The sequence below is a fragment of the Massilia sp. 01N417 genome (genome assembly GCF_056399645.1).
The window spans coordinates 52,181-74,618 of the sequence record NZ_JBFTRS010000001.1 but is presented as its reverse complement, the minus strand read 5'-3'; the positions used below and the strand labels follow the sequence as shown (position 1 = coordinate 74,618).

At 65.3% G+C, this 22,438-nt stretch carries 20 protein-coding genes; 10 read left to right on the top strand and 10 right to left on the bottom strand.

Going from position 1 to position 22,438, the window contains the following annotated elements:
- The first annotated feature begins 13 nt into the window (after positions 1–13).
- Positions 14–1,168: a rhomboid family intramembrane serine protease gene (locus tag AC1DOQ_RS00340; protein ID WP_477358893.1), complete on the top strand. Its 1,155-nt coding sequence runs from the start codon at positions 14–16 to the stop codon at positions 1,166–1,168.
- Positions 1,165–1,866 (top strand): 2OG-Fe(II) oxygenase, encoded by a 702-nt coding sequence (locus AC1DOQ_RS00335; protein WP_477358890.1) that lies wholly within the window; start codon positions 1,165–1,167, stop codon positions 1,864–1,866. Before AC1DOQ_RS00340 ends, AC1DOQ_RS00335 begins: the two co-directional genes overlap by 4 nt.
- A gap of 31 nt (positions 1,867–1,897) precedes the next feature.
- Here AC1DOQ_RS00335 and AC1DOQ_RS00330 read toward each other — a convergent pair whose 3' ends face one another.
- Genes AC1DOQ_RS00330 through AC1DOQ_RS00315 form a run of 4 tightly spaced genes read right to left on the bottom strand, consistent with a single transcriptional unit; the run spans position 1,898 to position 5,890 of the window.
- A complete protein-coding gene (locus tag AC1DOQ_RS00330; protein ID WP_477358887.1) occupies positions 1,898–2,842 on the bottom strand; it encodes an MYG1 family protein in 945 nt (314 codons plus the stop codon).
- 13 nt (positions 2,843–2,855) lie between these two features.
- Entirely contained in the window at positions 2,856–4,727 is a 1,872-nt protein-coding gene (gene dxs / locus AC1DOQ_RS00325; RefSeq protein ID WP_477358884.1) for a 1-deoxy-D-xylulose-5-phosphate synthase, read from the bottom strand.
- Positions 4,728–5,624 (bottom strand): polyprenyl synthetase family protein, encoded by an 897-nt coding sequence (locus AC1DOQ_RS00320; protein WP_477358881.1) that lies wholly within the window; start codon positions 5,622–5,624, stop codon positions 4,728–4,730.
- Complete coding sequence (locus AC1DOQ_RS00315; protein ID WP_477358878.1) at positions 5,621–5,890, bottom strand: exodeoxyribonuclease VII small subunit; 270 nt, start codon at positions 5,888–5,890, stop codon at positions 5,621–5,623. The genes AC1DOQ_RS00320 and AC1DOQ_RS00315 overlap by 4 nt, the downstream gene beginning before the upstream one ends.
- Positions 5,891–6,292: 402 nt before the next feature.
- Here AC1DOQ_RS00315 and AC1DOQ_RS00310 point away from each other — a divergent pair, with 402 nt between their 5' ends.
- The 3 genes from AC1DOQ_RS00310 to AC1DOQ_RS00300 are packed head-to-tail and all read left to right on the top strand — an operon-like array spanning position 6,293 to position 9,194.
- The gene (locus AC1DOQ_RS00310) at positions 6,293–7,408 is read left to right on the top strand and encodes an aromatic ring-hydroxylating oxygenase subunit alpha (RefSeq protein WP_477358875.1); all 1,116 of its coding nucleotides are present in this window, start codon (positions 6,293–6,295) and stop codon (positions 7,406–7,408) included.
- Positions 7,408–8,325, top strand: a complete 918-nt coding sequence (locus AC1DOQ_RS00305) for a DMT family transporter (RefSeq protein WP_477358872.1) — start codon at positions 7,408–7,410, stop codon at positions 8,323–8,325. Before AC1DOQ_RS00310 ends, AC1DOQ_RS00305 begins: the two co-directional genes overlap by 1 nt.
- A gap of 11 nt (positions 8,326–8,336) precedes the next feature.
- A complete protein-coding gene (locus AC1DOQ_RS00300) occupies positions 8,337–9,194 on the top strand; it encodes a sulfurtransferase (RefSeq protein ID WP_477358868.1) in 858 nt (285 codons plus the stop codon).
- Between the two features lie 45 nt (positions 9,195–9,239).
- Here AC1DOQ_RS00300 and AC1DOQ_RS00295 read toward each other — a convergent pair whose 3' ends face one another.
- The 4 genes from AC1DOQ_RS00295 to polA form a co-directional block, all read right to left on the bottom strand.
- Positions 9,240–9,371 carry a hypothetical protein gene (locus AC1DOQ_RS00295; protein WP_477358864.1) on the bottom strand — a complete coding sequence of 44 codons (132 nt, stop codon included), beginning with the start codon at positions 9,369–9,371 and terminating at the stop codon, positions 9,240–9,242.
- A 98-nt stretch (positions 9,372–9,469) separates the two neighbouring features.
- Positions 9,470–10,219, bottom strand: a complete 750-nt coding sequence (locus tag AC1DOQ_RS00290; RefSeq protein ID WP_477359814.1) for a ZIP family metal transporter — start codon at positions 10,217–10,219, stop codon at positions 9,470–9,472.
- Between the two features lie 107 nt (positions 10,220–10,326).
- Positions 10,327–11,160, bottom strand: coding sequence for a dienelactone hydrolase family protein (locus AC1DOQ_RS00285; protein WP_477358861.1), 834 nt, complete (start codon positions 11,158–11,160; stop codon positions 10,327–10,329).
- Between the two features lie 128 nt (positions 11,161–11,288).
- Positions 11,289–14,051: a DNA polymerase I gene (polA, locus tag AC1DOQ_RS00280; RefSeq protein WP_477358858.1), complete on the bottom strand. Its 2,763-nt coding sequence runs from the start codon at positions 14,049–14,051 to the stop codon at positions 11,289–11,291.
- Between the two features lie 153 nt (positions 14,052–14,204).
- Between polA and AC1DOQ_RS00275 the strand changes: the two genes are divergently transcribed.
- The 3 genes from AC1DOQ_RS00275 to AC1DOQ_RS00265 are packed head-to-tail and all read left to right on the top strand — an operon-like array spanning position 14,205 to position 16,469.
- Entirely contained in the window at positions 14,205–14,687 is a 483-nt protein-coding gene (locus AC1DOQ_RS00275) for a hypothetical protein (protein WP_477358855.1), read from the top strand.
- A gap of 52 nt (positions 14,688–14,739) precedes the next feature.
- Positions 14,740–15,699 (top strand): homoserine kinase, encoded by a 960-nt coding sequence (locus AC1DOQ_RS00270; RefSeq protein WP_477358852.1) that lies wholly within the window; start codon positions 14,740–14,742, stop codon positions 15,697–15,699.
- On the top strand, positions 15,696–16,469 hold the full coding sequence (locus AC1DOQ_RS00265) for a BPSS1780 family membrane protein (RefSeq protein WP_477358850.1): 774 nt from the start codon (positions 15,696–15,698) through the stop codon (positions 16,467–16,469). Before AC1DOQ_RS00270 ends, AC1DOQ_RS00265 begins: the two co-directional genes overlap by 4 nt.
- A 77-nt stretch (positions 16,470–16,546) precedes the next feature.
- Here the strand turns inward: AC1DOQ_RS00265 and AC1DOQ_RS00260 are convergent, their stop codons facing one another.
- Positions 16,547–18,865 carry a UvrD-helicase domain-containing protein gene (locus tag AC1DOQ_RS00260; protein WP_477358847.1) on the bottom strand — a complete coding sequence of 773 codons (2,319 nt, stop codon included), beginning with the start codon at positions 18,863–18,865 and terminating at the stop codon, positions 16,547–16,549.
- Between the two features lie 205 nt (positions 18,866–19,070).
- On the opposite strand from AC1DOQ_RS00260, the gene AC1DOQ_RS00255 reads away from it, so the two are divergent.
- Both AC1DOQ_RS00255 and AC1DOQ_RS00250 read left to right on the top strand, forming a co-directional pair.
- On the top strand, positions 19,071–19,613 hold the full coding sequence (locus tag AC1DOQ_RS00255; protein WP_477358844.1) for an SRPBCC family protein: 543 nt from the start codon (positions 19,071–19,073) through the stop codon (positions 19,611–19,613).
- A gap of 125 nt (positions 19,614–19,738) precedes the next feature.
- Positions 19,739–20,209: a hemerythrin domain-containing protein gene (locus AC1DOQ_RS00250; protein ID WP_477358841.1), complete on the top strand. Its 471-nt coding sequence runs from the start codon at positions 19,739–19,741 to the stop codon at positions 20,207–20,209.
- A gap of 76 nt (positions 20,210–20,285) precedes the next feature.
- On the opposite strand, the gene AC1DOQ_RS00245 is transcribed toward AC1DOQ_RS00250, so the two are convergent.
- Positions 20,286–22,385, bottom strand: coding sequence for a M13 family metallopeptidase (locus AC1DOQ_RS00245; protein WP_477358839.1), 2,100 nt, complete (start codon positions 22,383–22,385; stop codon positions 20,286–20,288).
- Positions 22,386–22,438: the final 53 nt, after the last annotated feature.

Genomic DNA, 22,438 nt, shown 5'->3' with positions numbered 1-22,438 from the left:
CGGGGCGCGACAGATGCAGGACAGCGGCAAGGCCGACGGCGTTTTCGAGGTCCGCTTCTACCGGGGCGGCGCGAACTGGCCCTCGAATCCCTTCCGGCTGCAGGGACGCGGCCAGCTGGCGATCGAGCCCGACTTCGTCTACGTGCGCGGCAGCAGCCACCGCTCGTTCCGCTTTCCGAAAAAGGAGGAGGAGCGCCTGCGCAAGGTCGACATCGTCAACGTGCGCACCGCGGGCGAGGACGTGATCTTCGACGTGGTCGGCGTCCAGGGCATGCAGGAAGTCGGCTTTTCCGCCGCCGGCCGCGATGCCGCGAAAGCCATCGCGGCGGCCCTTCCCTCGCGCTGCACGCCCGAGTTCGAGGTGGCGCATGCCGAGCGCGAGGTCTTCCATGACCGCATCGACTACTGGAGCCCGTCGACGCCGGTGATCTGGACCTTGCTGGCGGCCAACATCGGCATCTTCTTCCTGATGTGGCTGGAGCGTAAGGGCTTCGGCATGCCCTGGTTCAGGCCGCTGCCCGGCTGGGACTCGCTGGCCGCGGTGCAGGCCCACCTGCAGCTGTGGCAGCAGGGCCTCCACAAGCTGATGACGGCGCGCCAGTGGTGGCCGGATGCGCCCCCTGCCCTGCTCGCCGAGCAACTCGTCAAATGGGGGTCGAACGTGCCGCGCAAGACCCTGGGCGAAGGCCAGTGGTGGCGCCTGCTGAGCTCCGCCTTCCTGCATGGCAGCCTGCTGCACCTGGGGATGAACATGCTGGTGCTGTGGCAGGCCGGCCAGCTGGTCGAGCGCATCTTCGGCAGCCTGCGCTTCACCGGCCTGTACCTGCTGGCCGGCATCGGCGGCGGCCTGGGCAGCATGCTATGGGGCCTGGTCTCCCAGCAACCCGTCAACAGCGTGGGCGCCTCGGGCGCGATCTTCGGCATCATCGGCGGCCTGTTCGCCTTCATCGGCCGCGAACACAGCGGCGTGCCGCCGACCGTGGTGCGGGACCTGCGCGGCTCGGTCGGACCCTTCCTGCTATTCAATATCGGCGCCGGCTTCCTGTATCCGCACACCGACAACGCGGCCCACATCGGCGGCCTGGTCGCCGGCTGGCTGGCCGGCCACCTGCTGGCGCGCTCGCTGCACGTGCCGGCCCAGCATGCGGCCGCCCAAGGAGCACCATGACAGACGATTTCATCGGCATCTATGACGGCGCCCTGAGCAGCGAGCAATGCACCCACATCCTGCAACGCTTCGAAGCCAGCGACAAGGTCGTGCGCGGCCGCACCGGCAACGGCGTGGACGTGGCCAAGAAGGACAGCTGGGACCTCACCCTCACCCAGTACCCGGAATGGCAGGACGTCGCCGGCCTGATGGCATCGAGCCTGCGGCGCCACCTGGCGCAGTACGTGGACCGCTACCGCGCGCTGGTGCTGGGCGCGCTGTCGCCGATGGTCGCGCATCCATCCACCGGCCAGCCGGTCCAGCTCTCGCTCGACAACTTCGACGAATGCGGCCGCCCCCACCTGGACGCGCTGGTGCAGGCGATGTACCGCTGCGGCCCGATCAACCTGCAGAAGTACCTGCGCGCCAGCGGCGGCTACCACCACTGGCATTCCGAGATCTATCCGCAGAACGCCAGCTGCGAAACCCTGCACCGGGTGCTGCTGTTCCAGTTCTACCTGAACGACGTGGCCGACGGTGGCGAAACCGAATTCCTGTACCAGGGCCGCAAGGTGGAAGCGCGGCAGGGCCGCCTGATCATCGCGCCGGCCGGCTTCACGCACACGCACAAGGGGCATGTGCCGCATAGCGGGGACAAGTATGTGGCGACTTCGTGGATTCTTTATCGGCGGGCGGAGGAGTTGTTTGGGCAGAGATAACGTCGTTCCCGCGCAGGCGGAAACGACGGGATTACATCCCGACTTCCTTCAAGGCCTGCAAGGCCATCGCATGAATACCGTCATACGACTTGGCAGCGGCAATGAAGCGGCCGTTGTGGCAGAAGCCCGCATCCGGCACGCCGGTCACAAGCGCCAGGTCGGCGTCGCGCAGGCCGGCCCAGGAGGCCGGCAGGTCGGCCCTGGCTTCGAAGGTGTCGGCGGTGGCCGGCACCGTGTGCAGCATGTAGCGCTGCTCGCCGATGTTGTGGCTGATGACGAACAGGACCTTCGGCATTTCCTTGCGCACCACCGAGCTCCAGGGCAGCGCGCTGTTCTTCAGGTAGAGCAGGCGGCCGTCTTCCAGCACCTCGGCCTTGCGCACCTGCTCCAGCGCCAGCAAGGCGCCGACGCGGTACTTGACGGCGTTCGCCATCACGTCGATGAGGAAATCCATCGCGCGCCGGAACTGGCTCAGGCGGTAGGCGTCGGCGCGCTCGCCGTAGCCCAGCCTTTCCTCGTCCAGCCAGCTCAGGTTGTAGCCGGAGATCACCGCCGACAGGCCGTAGCCGCCGGGCGCGTTCTTGGCCGCGCCGACGTCCGACAGGTCCAGGTACTGCACGATGTCGGCGTCGATGGCGTAGGCGATGTGCTGGGCCGTTTCGTCGCTGAGCTGCTGGCCGGTGTGCTTCGCCGCCAGCGCAGCCACGCAGCGCGCGCCGTATTCGCGCCATACCAGGCCGGCGCTCGCATACGGCACGCCGGTCTGGCGGGCGCCGCTGAAGCCCTTCTGGTGGTGGTCGAAGCGGCCCGTGGCCGGGTCCCAGATGCCGCCGACGTCGATCACGACGTCGCCGCTCTCGATGATGGCCGGGTCGCGCGTGCGCACCAGTTCGGCCTCGGGATGCAGCACGTGGATGACGGCAACCGCCCAGGCGTCATCCGCATGGAATTTGCCGCCGTGGGTGACGATCAGCATGACCGGTCTCTGCTCAGTTGTTGTTCACGACCAGGCGCGGCTCGCCGATCCCGAAACGTTCGCGGATCGATTTGCCGATGCCGTGCGCGTCGAGGCCGACGGAAGCCAGCAGCACGCCCGGGTCGCCCTGGTCGATGAACTTGTCCGGCAGGCCCAGGATCAGCAGCGGCTTGACGATGGCCTCGAGCGCCAATGCCTCGGCGACGGCCGAGCCGGCGCCACCCATGGTGCAGCCCTCTTCCACCGTCACCAGGTAGTCGTGGTCCCTGGCCAGGCGCTTGACCAGCTCGACGTCGAGCGGCTTCACGAAGCGCATGTCGGCCACGGTGGCGTTCAGGCCCTCGGCCGCTTTCAGGCTCGGCGCCACCATCGAGCCGAAGGCCAGGATGGCGACGCCCTTGCCCTCGCGTTTCACGGTGCCCTTGCCCAGCTCGATCGAGCTCAGCTCCTGCTGGATGGCGGCGCCGACGCCGGCGCCGCGCGGATAGCGCACCGCCGCCGGGCCCGGATAGTGATAGGCGGTGGTCAGCATCTGGCGGCATTCGTTCTCGTCCGACGGCGCCATGACGACCATGTTCGGGATGCAGCGCAGGTAGGCCAGGTCGTAGTTGCCGGCGTGGGTCGCACCGTCGGCGCCGACCAGGCCGGCGCGGTCGAGGGCGAAGGTCACGTCCAGGTTCTGCAGCGCCACGTCGTGGATCAGCTGGTCGTAGCCGCGCTGCAGGAAGGTCGAGTAGATCGCCAGCACCGGCTTGACGCCCTCGGTCGCCATGCCGGCGGCGAAGGTCACCGAGTGCTGCTCGGCGATGCCGACGTCGAAGTAGCGGTCCGGATACTGCTGGTGGAAGCGCACCATGCCCGAACCTTCGCGCATCGCCGGCGTGATGCCGACCAGGCGCTTGTCGGCGGCGGCCATGTCGCACAGCCAGTTGCCGAACACTTCGGTGTAGGTGATCTTGGACGGCGCGGTGGCGGGCTTGATGCCCTCGCTCGGGTTGAACTTGCCGGTACCGTGGTACAGGATGGGCTCGGCCTCGGCCAGCTTGTAGCCCTGGCCCTTCTTCGTCACCACGTGCAGGAATTGCGGGCCTTTCAGCCTGCGGATGTTTTCCAGGGTCGGGATCAGCGAATCGAGGTCGTGGCCGTCGATCGGGCCGATGTAGTTGAAGCCGAATTCCTCGAACATCGTGGCCGGGACCACCATGCCCTTCGCATGTTCTTCGAGCTTCTTGGCCAGTTCCAGCATCGGTGCCGGCAACACGCTCTTTCCCACGTTCTTGGCGGCGGCGTAGAACTGGCCCGACATCAGGCGCGCCAGGTAGCGGTTCAGCGCGCCCACCGGCGGCGAGATCGACATGTCGTTGTCGTTCAGGACCACCAGCAGGTCGACGTCGTCCTCGACGCCGGCATTGTTCAGGGCTTCGAAGGCCATGCCGGCCGTCATCGAGCCGTCGCCGATCACGGCGATCGCCTTGCGCTTTTCGCCCTTGATCTTGGCCGCCTGCGCCATGCCCAGCGCCGCCGAGATCGAGGTCGACGAGTGGGCGGTGCCGAAGGTGTCGTACTCGCTCTCGTCGCGCTTCGGGAAGCCGGACAGGCCGTGATGCTGGCGCAGCGTCGGCATGCGGTCGCGGCGGCCGGTCAGGATCTTGTGCGAATAGGTCTGGTGGCCGACGTCCCAGACGATGCGGTCTTCCGGCGTGTTGAACACGTAGTGCAGCGCGATCGTCAGCTCGACGGTGCCGAGGTTGGACGAAAGATGGCCGCCGGTCTTGGACACCGAATCGAGCAGGAACTGGCGCAGTTCGGTGGCCAGCGGGGTCAGCTGGGTGCGCGGGAGCTTGCGCAGGTCCGCCGGGTCGTTGATGGTATCTAGCAGTTTCATTTAGGCCTTCCGCTGCACGATCAGGTCTGCCAGCTCGCGCAGACGCAGTGCTTGTTCTCCGAACGGCGCCAGCGCTTCGTGCGCCTGCTGCCGCAGTTGTTCGGCCAGCGCCTTGGACGGCTCCAGCCCCAGAATCGTTACGTAAGTCGGTTTGTTCGCCGCCGCGTCCTTGCCGGCCGTCTTGCCGAGGGTGGCCGAATCTTCGGTCGCGTCCAGCACGTCGTCCACCACCTGGAAGGCCAGGCCGATCGCGCGCGCGTATTCCTTCAACGCGTCCAGCTCCCGCGCATCGAGCTCGCGGCCGGCCAGTGCGCCCAGCAGCACCGAGACGCGCAGCATGGCGCCGGTCTTCAGCTGGTGCATGCGCTCCAGTTCTTCCAGGGTCAGTGCCAGGCCCACGCTGTCCAGGTCGATCGCCTGGCCGCCGCACATGCCGGCGGATCCGGCCGCCTCGGCCAGCAGGCGCAGCATCGTGACCAGGCGCGCCGGGGCCACATCCGTACTGCCGGCCAGTACGTCGAAGGCCTGGGCCTGCAGCGCGTCGCCGACCAGCAGCGCGGTCGCCTCGTCATACGCCACGTGCACGGTCGGCTTGCCGCGGCGGAGCGCGTCGTCGTCCATGCAGGGCATGTCGTCGTGCACCAGCGAGTAGGCGTGGATCATCTCGACCGCGCAGGCGGCGCGCGCGACGGCATCCTCGCCCGCGCCGAACAGCTCACCGGCGGCATGCGCCAGCAGCGGGCGCACGCGCTTGCCGCCGCCCAGCACCGTGTAGCGCATCGCTTCGTGCAGCTTGGCCGGTACCTGGCCAGTCGGCGGCAGGAAGCGCTCGAGCGCGGCTTCGGTGCGGGTTTGCACGCCTTCCATCCAGGCGCGGAAATCGGGCTGGGCGCTCATACCTCATCCTCGCCGTCGGCGCTGAAGGGTTTCAGCATCTCGCCTTCGAGCACCTTGACCTGCGACTCCACCTTTTCCAGCTGGGCCGCGCAGTAACGCACGAGTTCGGAACCGCGGGCATAGGCCGCGACCGAGGCTTCCAAGGGCAATTGTCCGCCTTCCATCTGCGTGACGAGCTGGGCCAGCTCGGCCATCGCCTGTTCGAAGGATTCCGGCGGCAGGGCGGCCTGCGCTCCAGGGCTCTCCGCGCTTGTTTTATTTGGCATAATGACTTTAATCGGTTCGGGGCTCGACTTGCCTGGCGGCAGTGCGTTGGCACTTGCGCGAGGCGCGACAGTCTAATCGCTTATTGTAAACAATCCTACCCCTGCGTGATGGCGCGACAGTTGCCGTTTTCTTGCAAGCAAAGACACATTTTATCGCAAAGCGCCTGCCGATTCATGAAAACGATGCCTTTCAGGCAATTTTTGAGCATCCACGCACCACAACCACGTGCGGGACCGAGACCGGATGAGCCTTTACAGGCTATAATCTCCGGTTCTGTCTCCGAATTACCGTATTCCGTTCTTTAAGGCGCAGGAAAAGCCGCAAGTTTTTCGACGCCCCAAAAAATACTGGTTCTCGGATTCTTTCTCTTCTTTGGCTGATATCTGTAAAGGGGGGTTGGGATGTCCGATCTGGCTACCCACGCCAAGCTGGCGCGCTCGTGCGCTCAGCTTCCGGTAAATGTCTACTTCGACGAAGCGCTGTTGCAGCGCGAAATGCATCACCTGTTCCAGAAGGGCCCCCGCTACATCGGGCATGAATTGATGGTTCCCGAACAGGGCGATTTCGCGACCCTGAAGTCGGAGAACGAGGGCCGTATGCTGGTGCGCAATGCGCAAGGCATCGAACTGCTTTCCAACGTCTGCCGTCATCGCCAGGCGCTGATGTTCAATGGCCGCGGCAATGCCAAGAATATTGTCTGCCCCCTGCACCGCTGGACCTATGACCTGAAGGGTGAACTGATCGGCGCGCCGCACTTTGCCGACACGCCCTGCCTGAACCTGTCGAAGACGCCGCTGCAGAACTGGAACGGCCTGCTGTTCGAACAGAACGGCTACAACGTGATGGACAAGCTCAAGCAGCTGTCGGTGACGAAGGACCTCGATTTCTCGGGCTATATGTTCGACCACGTCGAGGTGCACGAGTGCGACTACAACTGGAAGACCTTCATCGAAGTCTACCTGGAGGACTACCACGTCGAGCCCTTCCACCCTGGCCTGGGCAACTTCGTCAGCTGCGACGACCTGCGCTGGGAATTCGGCACCGACTACAGCGTCCAGACCGTGGGCGTGCACCGCGGCCTGCAGAAGTCCGGCTCGCCCGCGTATAAAAAGTGGCAGGAACAGGTCCTGAAGTTCAACAACGGGCAGGCGCCGAAGCATGGCGCGATCTGGCTGACCCTGTACCCGAACATCATGGTCGAGTGGTATCCGAACGTGCTGGTGGTGTCGACCCTGTGGCCGATGGGACCGCAGAAGACCCGCAACGTGGTCGAGTTCTACTACCCGGAAGAGTTCGTGCTGTTCGAGCGCGGCTTCGTCGAAGCCGAGCGCGCGGCCTATATGGAAACCTGCGTCGAGGACGACGAGATCGCCCTGCGCATGGATGCCGGCCGCAAGATCCTGCTGGACCGCGGCGTCAGCGAAGTCGGCCCCTACCAGTCGCCGATGGAAGACGGCATGCAGCACTTCCACGAGTGGTACCGCAGCAAATTGGAAAACGTCCCACCGGGAATTTAATGCCAGCTCTTTGGATGTTGTTTGCCAGCTTCGCGTTCGCCGCCATGGGCGCGGGCGTGAAGCTGGCCTCCCCGTTCTACTCCACCTCCGAAATCGTGATGTACCGGGGCCTGGTCGGCACCGTCATCCTGTTCCTCACGATCCACCTGCAGGGCGGCAGCTTCCGCACCCTCTTCCCCCGTCAGCATCTGACGCGCAGCCTGGTCGGCGTGACCTCGCTGTGGATGTGGTTCTTCGCGATCGGCAAGCTGCCGCTCGCCACCGCCGTCACCCTCAACTACATGGCGCCGATCTGGCTCGCCACCTGGATGTTCTTCATTGGCTGGTGGCATGCGAAGGGCGAGACCGAATGGCCGCTGGTGCTGGCCATCGTGATGAGCTTCGTCGGCGTGACCCTGGTGCTGCGCCCTGCGGTCGAGACCAACCAGTGGCTGGGCGGCGCGATCGGCCTGGCGTCCTCGATCGTCTCGGCGATGGCCTATATGCAGGTGCGTAACCTGGGCCAGATGGGCGAGCCGGAATACCGCGTGGTGTTCTATTTTTCGCTGACCACGACCTGCGCAGGCTTCTTCGGCACCCTGCTCGAGAACGGTCCGGCCACGCCCTTCCATCCGCATACCTGGCACAGCGGCCTGCTGCTGGTGGCGATCGGCGTGCCGGCCCTGCTGGCGCAGATGGCGATGACGCGCGCCTATCGCCTCGGCAAGGTGCTGGTGGTGGCCAACCTGCAGTACACCGGCATCATCTTCTCCAGCCTGTGGGGGATGCTGCTGTGGGGCGACGTGTTCGACTGGCACGTGTGGCTGGGGATGGGCGTGATCCTGGTCTCCGGCATCGCCGCGACGTTCTACAATACGAAGCGCACGGCGCGTGGCGCCGTCGTCAAGGATACCGATCCCATCGCCAGCGAACTTTAAGGAGACCGCCCGTGTACACGACCCTGATCGAACCCGCCGCCCTGGCCGCCCACGTCAACGACGCCGACTGGGTGATCGTCGACTGCCGCCACGACCTGGTGAACCTGGCAGCCGGACGCGAAGCCTATGCGGCCGGCCACCTGCCGAATGCGCTGTTCGCTGACATGGAACACGAACTGTCCGGCGCCAGGCGGGATGCAGGCGGCGCCTTCCGCGGCCGCCATCCGCTGCCGGAAAAGGACGCCTTCATCGAACTGCTGCGCAGCTGGGGCGTGAACGACAGCAGCCAGGTCGTGGCCTACGATGCCCACGGCGGCATGTATGCGGCGCGCCTGTGGTGGATGCTGCGCTGGATCGGCCACGAAGCCGTGGCGGTGCTGGACGGCGGCCTGCCGGCCTGGCAGTCGGCCGGCCAGCCGGTCGTCACCGATGCGCCGGCTGCGCGCGCCCGCGGCACGATCGCCGCGCGCGAGCCGCTGGTCACGACGGTGGACGTGAACGCGGTGCTGCACAATGTGGAACATGGCGGCCGCCAGGTCGTCGACGCGCGTGCGCCGGACCGCTTCCGCGGCGAGAACGAGACGATGGATCCGGTCGGCGGCCATATCCCGGGCGCGAACAACCGCTTCTTCAAGGATAACCTGCAGGCGGACGGCCGCTTCAAGGCACCGGCGCAGCTGAAGGCGGAACTGGGCGTGGCGGTGGGCGATCCGAAGAACGCCATCATGCAGTGCGGCTCCGGCGTGACGGCCTGCCACAACCTGCTGGCGCTGGAAGTGGCCGGCATGCCGGGCGCGGCGCTGTATCCGGGATCGTGGAGCGAGTGGAGCGCTGACGCGGCGCGGCGGATTGCCACCGGCGACAGCTAATCGTAGGGTGGGCACACCGTGCCCACGATAAGCCTCGGTGGTGTATCAGTGACTGAAATCGTAGGGCGCCGGCAGGAAGTCCGCCAACGTAAATACGACGACCGACAGCACCAGGATGCCGAGTACATAGCCGAACCGCGACGGCTTCTCGCGCAGCGCCACAACCAGTTGGTTCACCAGCCTTGCCATTGCTTCCCCCACACGTAGGTAAGCACCCAGCATAGGCCGCATCGAATCGCGATGTCAACATCAGGGCGCAAGAAAGCCCTGAAACCTCAATGTCCGTGCGTCAGGAGCAGCACGATGACCACACCCAGGCCGATCAGCAGCACCTGCGGGATCGATTCGCGCACGGTGGCGCGGCGCTGCATCTGCGGCATCAGGTCGCTCACGGCGATGTAGATGAAGCCCGACGAAGCGAACACCAGCACATAGGGAATCAGGCCGCTGGCCTTGTCCAGTGTGTAGTAGCCGAGCACCCCGCCGACCACCGCCAGCAGGCTGCAAAGCAGGTTGAACACATAGGCGCGCACGCGCGAAAAGCCGGCGTTCAGCAGCACGATGAAGTCGCCGATCTCCTGCGGGATCTCGTGGGCGATGATGGCCACGCCGGTCAGGATGCCCAGCTTGGGATCGGCCAGGAAGGCCGCCGCGATCAGGATCCCGTCCGTGAAGTTGTGCATGCCGTCACCGATCAGGATCATCCAGCCGGCCTTGCCGGCCTGGTGGGCGTCGTGGCCGTGGGCGTGGTGATGGCCGTCGCCCTCGTGATGATGCGAATGGCGCAGCAGCGCCACCTTCTCGAGCATGAAGAAGGCCAGCAGGCCGCCCAGCAGCGTCGCGAACAGCGCGCGCGGGTCGACGCCGGACTCGAAGGCTTCCGGCAGCGCGTGCAGCAGCGAGGTCGCGAGCATGATGCCGACCGACAGGCTGACCATGCGCTCGACCACCTTCGCGAGCAGGGCGAACGAGAACACCGCGGCAGCCGTGATGCTGAGGACGCCGGCCACGCCGGTGGCCAGCAGGATGGAGATGAGAACGGGATCGATCGTGAAGCCTCTTGTTGTTCTTGGTGCGCCGCCGACGGGCGCAAGCCGGGCATTGTACCGTGCCCGGCTTGCGCCTGCCGGGATCAGGCCACGCCGTACTTGCGGAACCAGGCCAGCGCGCGCGTCCAGCCGCCCTTCGCGTCCTTCTCGTTATAGCTCGGACGGTAGTCGGCATGGAAGGCGTGACCCGCATCCGGATACACCACGAACTCCGAGCCGCTGGCGCCCTCGGCCAGCGCCGCCTTCATCTTCTCGACGCTGTCGAGGGAGATGCCGGTGTCCCTGGCGGCGTACAGGGCCAGCACCGGCACGGTCAAGGCAGGGGCGATGTCGACCGGGTGCCGCGGCGTGTTGGCCGTGGCGTCGCCCGTCAGGCGGCCGTACCAAGCCACGCCGGCCTTGACCTTCGGGTTGTAGGCAGAGTACATCCAGGTTACCCGTCCGCCCCAGCAGAAGCCGGTGATGCCCAGCCTGTCGACGTCGCCGCCATTTGCCGCGGCCCAGGCCACGCAGGCGTCGAGGTCGGCCATCACCTGGGCGTCCGGCGTTTTGTGGATGATGTTCTTCATCAGGTTGGGGATGTCGGCGATGGCCGACGGATCGCCCTGGCGCACGAAGAGTTCCGGCGCCAGCGCCAGGTAGCCCAGCTTGGCGAAGCGGCGTGCGACGTCGGCGATGTGCTCGTGCACGCCGAAGATTTCGGAGATCACCAGGACCACCGGCAAATTCGATTTGCCCTCGGGCTGGGCGCGGTAGACGGGCACGGCCTGGCCGTTCACGGTCAGCTCGATGGTGCCGGCGCTCAGGCCGGCGGTGTCGGTCTGGATCAGCGACCGGGCCGCAACCGGCTGCGTGGCGGCGGCAAAGCCGGCGCCGGGCGCCGCCGGGTGGGCGCGATCCTGTACGAGGTCGTTCATGTGCATCCTCTGGTCGGGTAACAAAGGATGGCTATCTTAACGTAGGGTGGGCACTCCGTGCCCACGCGTGAGGTCATCTTCACACGTTGGCGGGGACCGCCCACCCTACATGAGCGGGCGCTCACACTTCAGTGAGCTTCCTCCCAGTTAGCCCCCACGCCCGTCTCGGCCACCAGCGGCACCTTCAGGGTCGCCACGCCGGCCATCAGCTCCGGCAGCTTCTGCTTGACCAGCTCCAGTTCGCCCTCCGGCACCTCCAGCACCAGTTCGTCGTGCACCTGCATGATCATGCGGGTGCCGAGCTTCTCCGTCTCGAGCCAGTCCTGCACGGCGATCATGGCCAGCTTGATCAGGTCCGCCGCCGTGCCCTGCATCGGCGCATTGATCGCCGCGCGCTCGGCGCCGGCGCGGCGCGGGCCGTTCGGCGAATTGATCTCCGGGAGCCACAGGCGGCGGCCGAACACGGTCTCGACATAGCCCTTGGCCTTGGCCGACAGGCGGGTCTCGTCCATGTACTGCTTGACGCCGGCGAAGCGCTGGAAGTAGCGCTCGATGTAGTTGCTGGCGGCGCCGCGCTCGATGCCCAGGTTCTGTGCCAGGCCGAATGCGCTCATGCCGTAGATCAGGCCGAAGTTGATGACCTTGGCATAGCGGCGCTGCTCGCTCTCGACGTCTTCCGGCGCCAGGTTGAAGATCTCGGCGGCGGTGGCGCGGTGGATGTCTTCGCCCGCGGCGAAGGCACGCAGCATCGCCTCGTCGCCGGAGATGTGGGCCATGATGCGCAGCTCGATCTGCGAATAGTCGGCCGATACCAGCACGCAGCCGGGCGATGCGACGAAGGCTTCGCGGATGCGGCGTCCCTCGGCGGTGCGCACCGGGATGTTCTGCAGGTTCGGATCGCTCGAGGCCAGGCGTCCCGTGATCGCCACCGCCTGCGCGTAGTTGGTGTGCACGCGGCCGGTGTTCGGGTTGACCATCTTCGGCAGCTTGTCGGTATAGGTCGACTTCAGCTTGGACAGGCCGCGGTGCTCGAGCAGGATCTTCGGCAGCGGATAGTCCTCGGCCAGCTTCTGCAGCACCTCTTCGTCGGTGGACGGGGCGCCGGTGGCGGTCTTCTTGATCACCGGGAGCTGCAGCTTGCCGAAGAAGATTTCGCCGATCTGCTTCGGCGAACCGAGGTTGAAGGGGCCGCCGGCCAGTTCATAGGCCTGCTGCTCGAGCTCCCCGATGCGCGCGGCCAGCTCGCCGGACTGTTTGGCCAGCAGCTCGGCGTCGATCAGCACGCCGTTGCGCTCGATCTTCTGCAGCACCACGGAGGTCGGCAGCTCGATCTTGCGGTAGATGTAGTTCAGGCCTGCGTCGCTCTCCACATGCCCGATCATGGCCTGGTGCAGGCGCAGCGTGATGTCCGAGTCTTCGGCCGCATACTCCGTGGCGCGGCCCAGCTCGACCTGGTCGAAGCAGATCTGGTTCACCCCTTTGCCGCACACGTCGACGAACGGAATCGTGGTGTAGCCGAGATGGCGCATCGCCATGGTGTCCATGTCGTGCGGCTTGTGCGACTCGAACACATAGGACTGCAGCAGGGTGTCGTGGACGATGCCGCGGATCCTGACGCCGTGGTTCTCGAAGATGTGGGCGTCGTATTTCAGGTTCTGGCCGAGCTTGGGCTTGTCCGGGTTTTCCAGCCAGGGCTTCATGCGCGCCAGGACTTCCTCGCGGTTCAGCTGCTCGGGCACGCCGGCGTAGCGGTGCGCCAGCGGAATATAGGCGCCCTTGCCAGCTTCCACCGACAGCGAGATGCCGACCATCTCGGCCGTCATCGGGTCGAGCGACGTCGTTTCGGTGTCGACCGAGGTCAGCTCGGCCTTGTCGATCAGTTCCAGCCAGCGTTCCAGTTGCTCCTGCGTGGTGACGGTCTCGTACTCGCCCTTGATGACCGGCATGCCGGGCAAGGTGGCACTCGTGCCGGCTGCGCCTTCGGGCGAATTCAATGGCGCCGCACCCGGCGAGACGAACTTGCCAGGATTACCGTTGCCGAGTTCCTTCAGCATGGTCTTGAAGCCGTAGCGCTGGAAGAAGTCGCGCAGCGCTTCCTTGTCTTCCGGACGGCCGACCAGGGTTTCCTCGATCGACACCAGGTGATTCGCCAGGTCGCAATCGGTCTTCACGGTGATCAGTTCGCGGCCTTTCGGCAGCCATTCCAGCGCCGCCTGCAGGTTCGCGCCCACCGCGCCGCCGATGGTGTGCGCGTTCTCGATCACGCCGTCCAGGGAACCGTGCAGGGTCAGCCACTTCACGGCCGTCTTCGGGCCGCACTTGTTCACGCCGGGGACGTTGTCGACGGTGTCGCCGATCAGGGTCAGGTAGTCGATGATGCGGTTCGGCGGCACGCCGAACTTGGCCAGCACGCCGGCTTCGTCGAGCTTCTCGTTGCTCATCGTATTGATCAGCATGACCTTGTCGTTGACCAGCTGGGCCAGGTCCTTGTCGCCGGTCGAGACCACGGTGTTCATGCCGCGCGCGGTGGCCTGGGCCGCCAGGGTGCCGATCACGTCGTCGGCCTCGACGCCTTCGACCATCAGGATCGGCCAGCCCATGTGGCGCACCACTTCGTGGATCGGCTCGATCTGTTTGCTCAGGTCTTCCGGCATCGAGGCGCGGGTGGCCTTGTACTCGGGGTAGAGGTCGTCGCGGAAAGTCTTGCCCTTGGCGTCGAACACGCAGGCGATGTAGGCGGCCGGGAAGTCGGCGCGCAGGCGGCGCAGCATATTGACCATGCCGTGCATCGCGCCGGTCGGGTGACCGTCGGGGCTGCGCAGGTCGGGCAGCGCGTGGAATGCGCGGTACAGGTAGCTGGAGCCGTCAACGAGAAGCAGGGTATTGTCCATGGAGGGTCGGAATGAGCAAATGTGCGCCATTATCGCAGAATCGGATTCCCATCCATATGGGGCCGGTTCGCTCTTTTCACATGCTTTTCACATGCATTTCACTGGCGGGCGGCGCTGTTTGTTACAATGAACCAAACGTCAAAGGTGACCACCATGCCACGCATTTCCTCCCGCCTGTCCCTCCTCGCACCTTGCCTGGGCCTGCTGCTGGCCGCGCAGGCCGGATCGGCACTGGCCCAGCAATCGTCCCAGCCGACCCCGCCGCAGTCGACGCAGAACCAGGCGCCGCCCAAGCTCGAGCGCGTCGAACCGGGCAGCGATGTACCGGCCACCAATATCCCCTCGCGCGAGCGCACCCGGATCAAGGAAACGCGCGACGGCGGCCAGGTTACCGAAGTCGAGGTCACCAGCAGCGGCAGCCACTACTATATGAAGCCGAACAACCCGCCGGGCAATGCGGTACCGGGCAGCGGGAGCGGCAATTCGATCCGCGCGCCGCAATGGAAGGTGGGAGAATTCGACCTGTCGGGCAAGCGCAAGGCCGCCGAAAACGGCAGCAATGCGCCGACCACCGCCGACGCGCCGCCGCCGCCCCCGCTGCCGGCCAACGCGACCGCCGGCCCCGAGAAGAAATGACGACCGGCCGCCTTCGTGCGGCCGCCACAGCTACCCCAATATTTCGTGAACGATGGCAGTTTTCACCTCGGTCACACTGGACGACCTGAGCCAGTGGATCAAGCAGTTTCCTCTCGGTAAAGCCCTGGCGCTGAAAGGCATTGCCAGCGGCATCGAAAACAGTAACTTCTTCCTGACGACCGAGCGCGGCGAATTCGTCCTGACGATTTTCGAGAACCTCGACTTCGAGCAGCTGCCCTTCTACGTGCAGTTGATGCGCCACCTGTCGGAGCGCGGCATTCCGGTGCCGGCGCCGGTGCCGAACGACCAGGGAGAACTGGTGGTGGCGCTGCACGGCAAGCCGGCCGTCGTCGTCAGCAAGCTCGACGGCAGCTCGCAGATGGATCCGCAGCCCGTGCATTGCTCGGAAGTCGGCACCATGCTGGCGAAGATGCACCTGGCCGGCCGCGACTTCCCGCTGCGCCAGCCGAATCTGCGCGGCCTGGACTGGTGGATCGAGACCGTGCCGAAGGTCCTGCCCTTCCTCGACGCGGATGAAGCCGCCCTGCTGGAATCCGAACTGGCCTTCCAGCGCGAGTTCGCCGCCGGCCCCGTCTACGCCGGACTGGCCCAGGGTCCGGTCCACGCCGACCTGTTCCGCAATAACGTGATGTTCGTCGGCGAGCGCCTGAGCGGCTGCTTCGACTTCTATTTTGCCGGCTGGGACAGCTGGCTGTTCGACATCGCCGTCACCGTCAACGACTGGTGCATCGATCTCGACACCGGCCGCCTCGACCAGGACCGCGTGCTGGCGCTGACCCGCGCCTACCACGCCGCCCGCCCCTTCACCGAGGCGGAAGCCGAGGCCTGGCAGCCCATGCTGCGCGCCGCGGCCCTGCGTTTCTGGCTGTCGCGCCTGTACGACCTGCACCGTCCGCGCGAAGCCGAGATGCTGACGCCGCACGATCCCACCCACTTCGAACGCGTGCTGCGCGAGCGCATCGCCGTTCCCGCCCCGGGTCTCACAGCATGAGCACACTGCCCGCACGTACCGGCTGGGATTGGCTGAAACGGGGCATGGCCCTGTTCCGCAAGCAGCCGGCCGCCCTCACCACCCTGCTGTTTGCCAGCATCCTGCTGGCGATCGGCATCAGCGCCGTGCCCATCATCGGCCCGATCATCGTGGTGGTGCTGATCCCCTCGTTCTCGATGGCCTTCATGCAGGCCTGCCTGATGATCGACAACGGCGACCGCGTGACCCCGGCCGTGCTGCTGACGGGCTTCCGCAAACCGGTGCTGGGCGGCCTGTGCAAGGTGGGCGTGATCTATCTCGGCGTCTTCCTGGTGCTGACCCTGATCGCGCTGATGATCACGCCGGAATCGCTGCGCCAGCTGCCGGGCAATATCAAGCTCGATCCGAAGGACAAGCTGCCCTTCACGCTGGGCGACGTCGCCGCCGTGTTCGGCCTGCTGATCCTGGAAACGGTGTCGCTGCTGACCCTGTGCTTTGCCGCGCCGCTCACCTACTGGAAGCAGATGGGACCGGGCAAGGCCACCTTCTACAGCTTCTTCGCCGTGGTGCGCTCGGCGCGCGTGTTCGGCGTGATGCTGCTCTCCTGGTTCGGCATCTTCACCCTCATCACCTTCGTGGTGGTGAACCTGTTCAGCGCGATCGCGCTGGCCCAGGTGGTGCTGATGTGGCTGATGTTCCTGTTTATCCTGTTCCTGCAGTGCGCGATCTACGCCGGCTACCGCGATATTTTCGGCAAGCCGGCCGCTGGCAAAGAGGCGCAGCCGGCGTAATCATCGTGGGCACGGTGTGCCCACCCTACGGTCGGCGCAACAGGTAGGGTGGGCACACCGTGCCCACGGTCGAACGATCACCGCGCCAGCTTCTCCAGCTTGGCCACCGACAGGTCGAGCATCTTCATCCCCGCCCCGCCGAAGTTGATCAGGGCGCGCGGGCTGCCCGCCCCGCCCTCGATGTTGACGATCACGCCCTCGCCGAAACGCGCGTGCGACACGGCTTCGCCGATGCGCCAGCCGATGCCCTTGTCGCTAGAGGACTTCTGCGTGATCTGCTTGGCGATCTGGTTGTCGCTGCCGCCCTCGCGGAAGCTGGCGTCGTCCCAGGCGGTGGTCGACTTGCGGCCGCCGAACCAGTTGGTCTGCACCCGCGGCGACAGCCACTTCAGCGATTCTTCCGGCAGCTCGTCGAAGAAGCGCGACTTCATGTTGAAGCGGGTCTGGCCGTGCAGCATGCGCTGCTGGGTAAAGCTCATGTACAAACGCTTGCGCGCGCGCGTGATCGCCACGTACATCAGGCGGCGCTCCTCGTCCACGCCGTCCAGCTCGCGCGAGCTGCTCTCGTGCGGGAACAGGCCTTCTTCCAGGCCGGTGATGAACACGGCGTCGAATTCGAGGCCCTTGGCCGAGTGCACCGTCATCAGCTGCATCGCGTCCTGGCCGGCCTGGGCCTGGGCATCGCCCGCTTCCAGCGAGGCGTGGGCCAGGAAGGCCGACAGCGGCGACATCACGGCAGCCAGCGGCGCATCGGCATCCAGCACCTCGACGCCGTCGGCGTTGACGATGGCCGTGCCGCTGCTGGCCGCCGCCTGCGGGCCCAGGTGGGCCGGGGCGTTCACGCCGAAGCCTTCTTCCTGCACGAAGTGGGTGGCGGCGCTGACCATCTGTTCCAAGTTCTCGATGCGCTCGGCGCCTTCCTTTTCCTTCTCGTAGTAGGCCAGCAGCGTACTGCGCTCCAGCACCACCTTCACCATCTCCGGCAGCGGCAGCTGCTGGGTCTCGAAGCGCGCGCTCTCGATCAGCTTGACGAAGTTGCCCAGCGCGGCGCCGGCCTTGCCGGTCATATACGGCACCGCCGCATACATCGACACGCCATAGCTCTCGGCCGCCATCTGCAGCTGCTCGAGCGAGCGCGCGCCGATGCCGCGGGTCGGGAAGTTCACCACCCGCAGGAAGGCCGAGTCGTTGTGCGGATTGTCCATCAGCTGCAGGTAGGCGATCGCATGCTTGACCTCGGCGCGCTGGAAGTAGCGCAGGCCGCCGTACACGGTATAGGGCAGGCCGGCCGCGAACAGCGCGTGCTCGATCACGCGGCTCTGCGCGTTCGAGCGGTACAGGATCGCGATCTCGCTCCTCGGCATGCCCTCGGCCATCAGGCTCTTGGCTTCGTCGATGATCCACTGCGCCTCTTCGAGGTCGCTCGAGGCTTCGTAGATGCGCACCGGCTCGCCCTGCCCCGCGTCGGTGCGCAGGTTCTTGCCCAGGCGCCGCGTGTTATTCGCGATCAGGAAGTTGGCGGTGTCGAGGATGTGGCCGTGCGAGCGGTAGTTCTGCTCCAGCTTGATCAGGTTCCTGACCTCGAACTCGCGCTCGAAGGCCTGCATATTGCCGACATTGGCGCCGCGGAAGGCGTAGATGCTCTGGTCATCGTCGCCGACCGCGAAGATCGCGCCGCCGGCCGCCTCGCCGTGGCCGGCCAGCAGTTTCAGCAGGTTGTACTGCAGGTCGTTCGTATCCTGGAACTCGTCGACCAGGATGTGGCGGAAGCGCATCTGGTAATGCTGGCGCAGCGGATGGTTACGCTGCAGCAGTTCGTAGGCGCGCAGCAGCAGCTCGGCAAAATCGACCACGCCCTCGCGCTGGCACTGCTGGTCGTAGGCGTCGTACAGCTCGACCATGCGTTTTTGCACGTGGTCATAGGCCTCGACCTGGCTGGCGCGCAAGCCGTTGTCCTTGGCGTTGTTGATGAAGTACATCAGGTCCTTGGCCGGGTACTTCTCGTCATCGACATTCAGGGCCTTCAGCATGCGCTTGATCATCGACAGCTGGTCCTGCGAATCCAGGATCTGGAAGCTCTGCGGCAGCGCGGCGTCGCGGTGATGGGTGCGCAGCAGGCGGTTGCACAGGCCGTGGAAGGTGCCGATCCACATGCCGCGCGTGTTCACCGGCAGCATCGCCGACAGGCGGGTCAGCATTTCCTTCGCCGCCTTGTTGGTGAAGGTCACCGCCATCAGGCCGGCCGGCGAGACCTGGCCAGTCTGGATCAGCCAGGCGATCCGGGTGGTCAGCACACGGGTCTTGCCCGAGCCGGCACCGGCCAGGATCAGGGCGCTCTGGGACGGCAGCGTGACCGCGGCGAGCTGTTCGGGATTCAGATTGTCGAGGAGATTCATGCGGGCATTATAAACGTCGGGATGGCTCCCAGGCTGGTATCGGGCGCAATTTTACTGGTTATATATACAGTATCACAACAGTTTCCTCAAGGCTCGCTAGCGCCGTCCAAACAGGACTTATCGTAAGTTACGAGCAGATGTGTTCTCAAGCCGGCCTTATCCGGTCGTTCTTTATCGAAGCTCTACTCGTAACAAGGAGGCAACAATGCTGAATCGAGTCGTTACTGTGGCCGCGCTGGCGGTTGGCGGCATGATGCTGTCGAAAAAAATGAAAAATCGTGGTTCGAACATGGACTCCTCGATCGTCGAGACGATCGAAGTCAACGTGCCAGTGAGCACTGCCTACAACCAGTGGACCCAGTTCGAGGACTTCCCGCAATTCATGAGCAGCGTGCACGAAATCCGCCAACTGGACGACAAGCACCTGCACTGGAAAGCCAATGTGGCCGGCGAGGAAAAGGAATGGGATGCCGAGATCACCGAGCAGATCCCGGACAAGCGCATCGCCTGGCGCAGCGTCACCGGCGTGCCGAACGGCGGCGTGGTCACCTTCCACAAGATCTCGGATGACGTGACCCGCATCGCCTTGCAGATGGATTACCAGCCGGAAGGCCCGCTGGAAAAACTGGGCGACGCCTTCGGCGCCGTGCGCATGGAAGCCCGCGGCAACCTGCAGAAGTTCAAGGAAATGCTGGAGTCGCGCGGCAAGGAAACCGGTGCCTGGCGCGGCAAGATCTCGCAGCACTGATCGGGCTCCGGCCCATCCAGGCGCCGCCCGCGGGCGGCGTTTTTTTTGACGGATTGCCGGCCCTAAACGGATCGCGCCCCCGCGACGACCGGGAGTAGGATGGCACACCTTTTCAGGAGACCATCATGGACAATGTTGACCCGATCCAGGCGCTGACGCGCGACCACGACATGGTGCGCAAGCTGGCCGACACCTATCTCAACAGCAGCGACATGGAGGTGAAGAAGCAGTCGGCCATCCAGCTGCTGCAAGCCATCCACACCCATTCGCGGCTGGAAGAATCGATCTTCTATCCGAACGTGCGCTGCCTGGACGACAATCTGGTGCGCCATTTCGAGCAGGACCACCTGAAGGTCGACGACCTGCTGGCCACCTTGCAGGGCATGCAGCCCGACGAACCGCGCGCCGAGCCGCTGATGCGCGAGATGCTCAACGCGGTGCTCAACCACATCGACGAGGAAGAACAGCAGCTGTTCCCGCGGCTGCAGCGGTCGAATGTCGATATGTCGGATATCGGCTTGCAGATGCAGTCCTTCGAGGCGAATCTGATTCACATGCAGGCGCAGGCCAGCGATCAGGGGACGCGGCGGCGTTGAGGTCTTTTGCGCGAGTGAATACGTGCGTAGTCAAGGATACGCACACCTGAACGTCGCCGGTTCGATCTTCACACGCTTACCAAACCCTGCAACGCTTCTCCTTCACCATAGCCTGCCCCGGCTTGCAGTGGAAAGCCTCCTGGAACTGCGGCATGTTCACCACCAGGCCGTTCACGCGGAAGCGGCCCGGTGAGTGGGGGTCGGTCAGGGCTTTTACGCGCAGGTTTTCCGGGCGGTCGTTTTCGCAGGCCCATTGGGCGTTACCGACGAAGAAGCGCTGTTCCGGGGTCAGGCCGTCGCGCAGGGGCTGGGCCTGTTGCGGCATGCTGGCCATCTCTTCCTTCCATGCCATCCAGCCCAGGATCAGGCCGCCCAGGTCGGCGATGTCCTCGCCCAAGGTCAGCTTGCTGTTGATCTTGATGTCGTCGACCACCGTGTATTGCGCGTACTGGTCGACGATGCACTGGGCGCGCTCTTCGTATTCCTTGGCGTCCTGCTTCGTCCACCAGTCCTTCAGGTTGCCCTTGGCGTCGAACTGGCGGCCTTCGTCGTCGAAGGCGTGGGTCAGCTCGTGGCCGATGGTGCCGCCGGTGTTGCCGTAGTTCGGCGCATCGTCCATCTTCGGGTCGAACAGCGGCGGCTGCAGCACGCCGGCCGGGAAGTTGATGTCGTTCATCTGCGGATCGAAGTAGGCGTTCACCGTCGGCGGAGTCATCGACCATTCGCCGCGGTCGAGCGGCTTGCCGATCTTGGCCAGCTGGCGGCGCGATTCGAACATATTGCCGCGCTCGACGTTGCCGGCGAAGTCGCCCGGCTTCACCTCATAGCTGCCGTAGTCGCGCCACTTGTCCGGATAGCCGATCTTGTTGACGATCGCGGCCAGCTTTTCCTGGGCGCGCTTCTTGGTCTCGGGGCTCATCCAGTCGAGCGACTCGATGTCCTTCTTCATCGCCTCTTCGACCTGGCGGGTCATGTGCAGGGACTTGGCCTTCAGCTCCGGCGAGAAGGCGCGGCTGACGAACTCCTGGCCCAGCGCTTCGCCGAGCTGGCGGTCGACCAGGCCCACGCAGCGTTTCCAGCGCGGCGGCTGTTGCTGGACGCCGCGCAGGGTCTTGCTGAAGAAGTCGAAGTGTTCCTGGTCGAACTTCGATGCCAGCGCCGGCGACAGATTGCGCGCCACATGCCACTGCAGGTAGGTGCGGGTGGCGTCGATGTCGCTGCTCTTCCACATCTTCGCCAGCGCCTTGAAGAAGGCCGGTTCGGTGACGTTGAAGGTGTTCTGCTTGCCCTGCCCGATCTCGTCCAGGTAGGTGTGCCAGTCGAAGCCCGGGGTCAGGGCTTGCAGGCCCTTGGCATCGACCTTGTGGAACAGCTTGTAGGGGTCGCGCTTGTCGACGCGCGACAGCGAGGCCCTGGCCAGTTCGGTCTCCATCGCCATCACGCGCTCGGCCTTGCGCTGCGCCAGCTCCGGCGCGTCGCCCAGCAGCTTGAAGGTGTTGGCGATGTGGAGGATGTACTTGGCGCGCACCTCTTTCGACTTGTCGTCGGTCTTGAGGTAGGAATCGCGGTCAGGCAGGCCCAGGCCGCCGGCGGTGGCGAAGGCGATCACGCGGGTCGAATCGCCGAAGTCCTGGCTCGATCCGAAGCCGAAGTACAGGCCCTGGTCGGCCAGCGCCAGGTGCAGGCGCGCCAGCACGCGCGGCAAGTCCTTGTTGGAGCGCAGCGCCGCGATCTGGTCGAAATAGGGTTTCAGCGGTTCGGCGCCGCGCGCCTCGATGGTGCGCTCGTCCATGCAGGCGCCGAAATAGTCGCCGATCTTCTGCTGGTTGGCGTTGCGGCCGTCCCGGCGCTTGGACAGGTCTTCGAGGATGCCCCACAGGAAGCGCTGGTTGTCCTGGGCCAGCTTGCCGTAGACCGACCAGCGCGCCTGGTCGGCGGGGATCGGATTGTTCTTCATCCAGCCGCCGCAGGCGTACTGGTAGAAGTCGACGCAGGGGTCGGCGCTGCGGTCCATCGAATTCACGTCCAGCCCGGGCGTGTACGGGAATTCCTTGGCCGGTCGTTCGGCCGTCGTCGGGGCGGCGGTGGCGGGTGCGGTTGCCGGCGTATTCTGGGCATGTGCCAGCGCAGCGGCGCCGGCAAGGGATAAAACGACAGCTAAGCGTGCTGGGGGCATGGCATGGACTTTAAAAAAATATAAACGTCCGTATGCTGCCATAATGCTCCCGA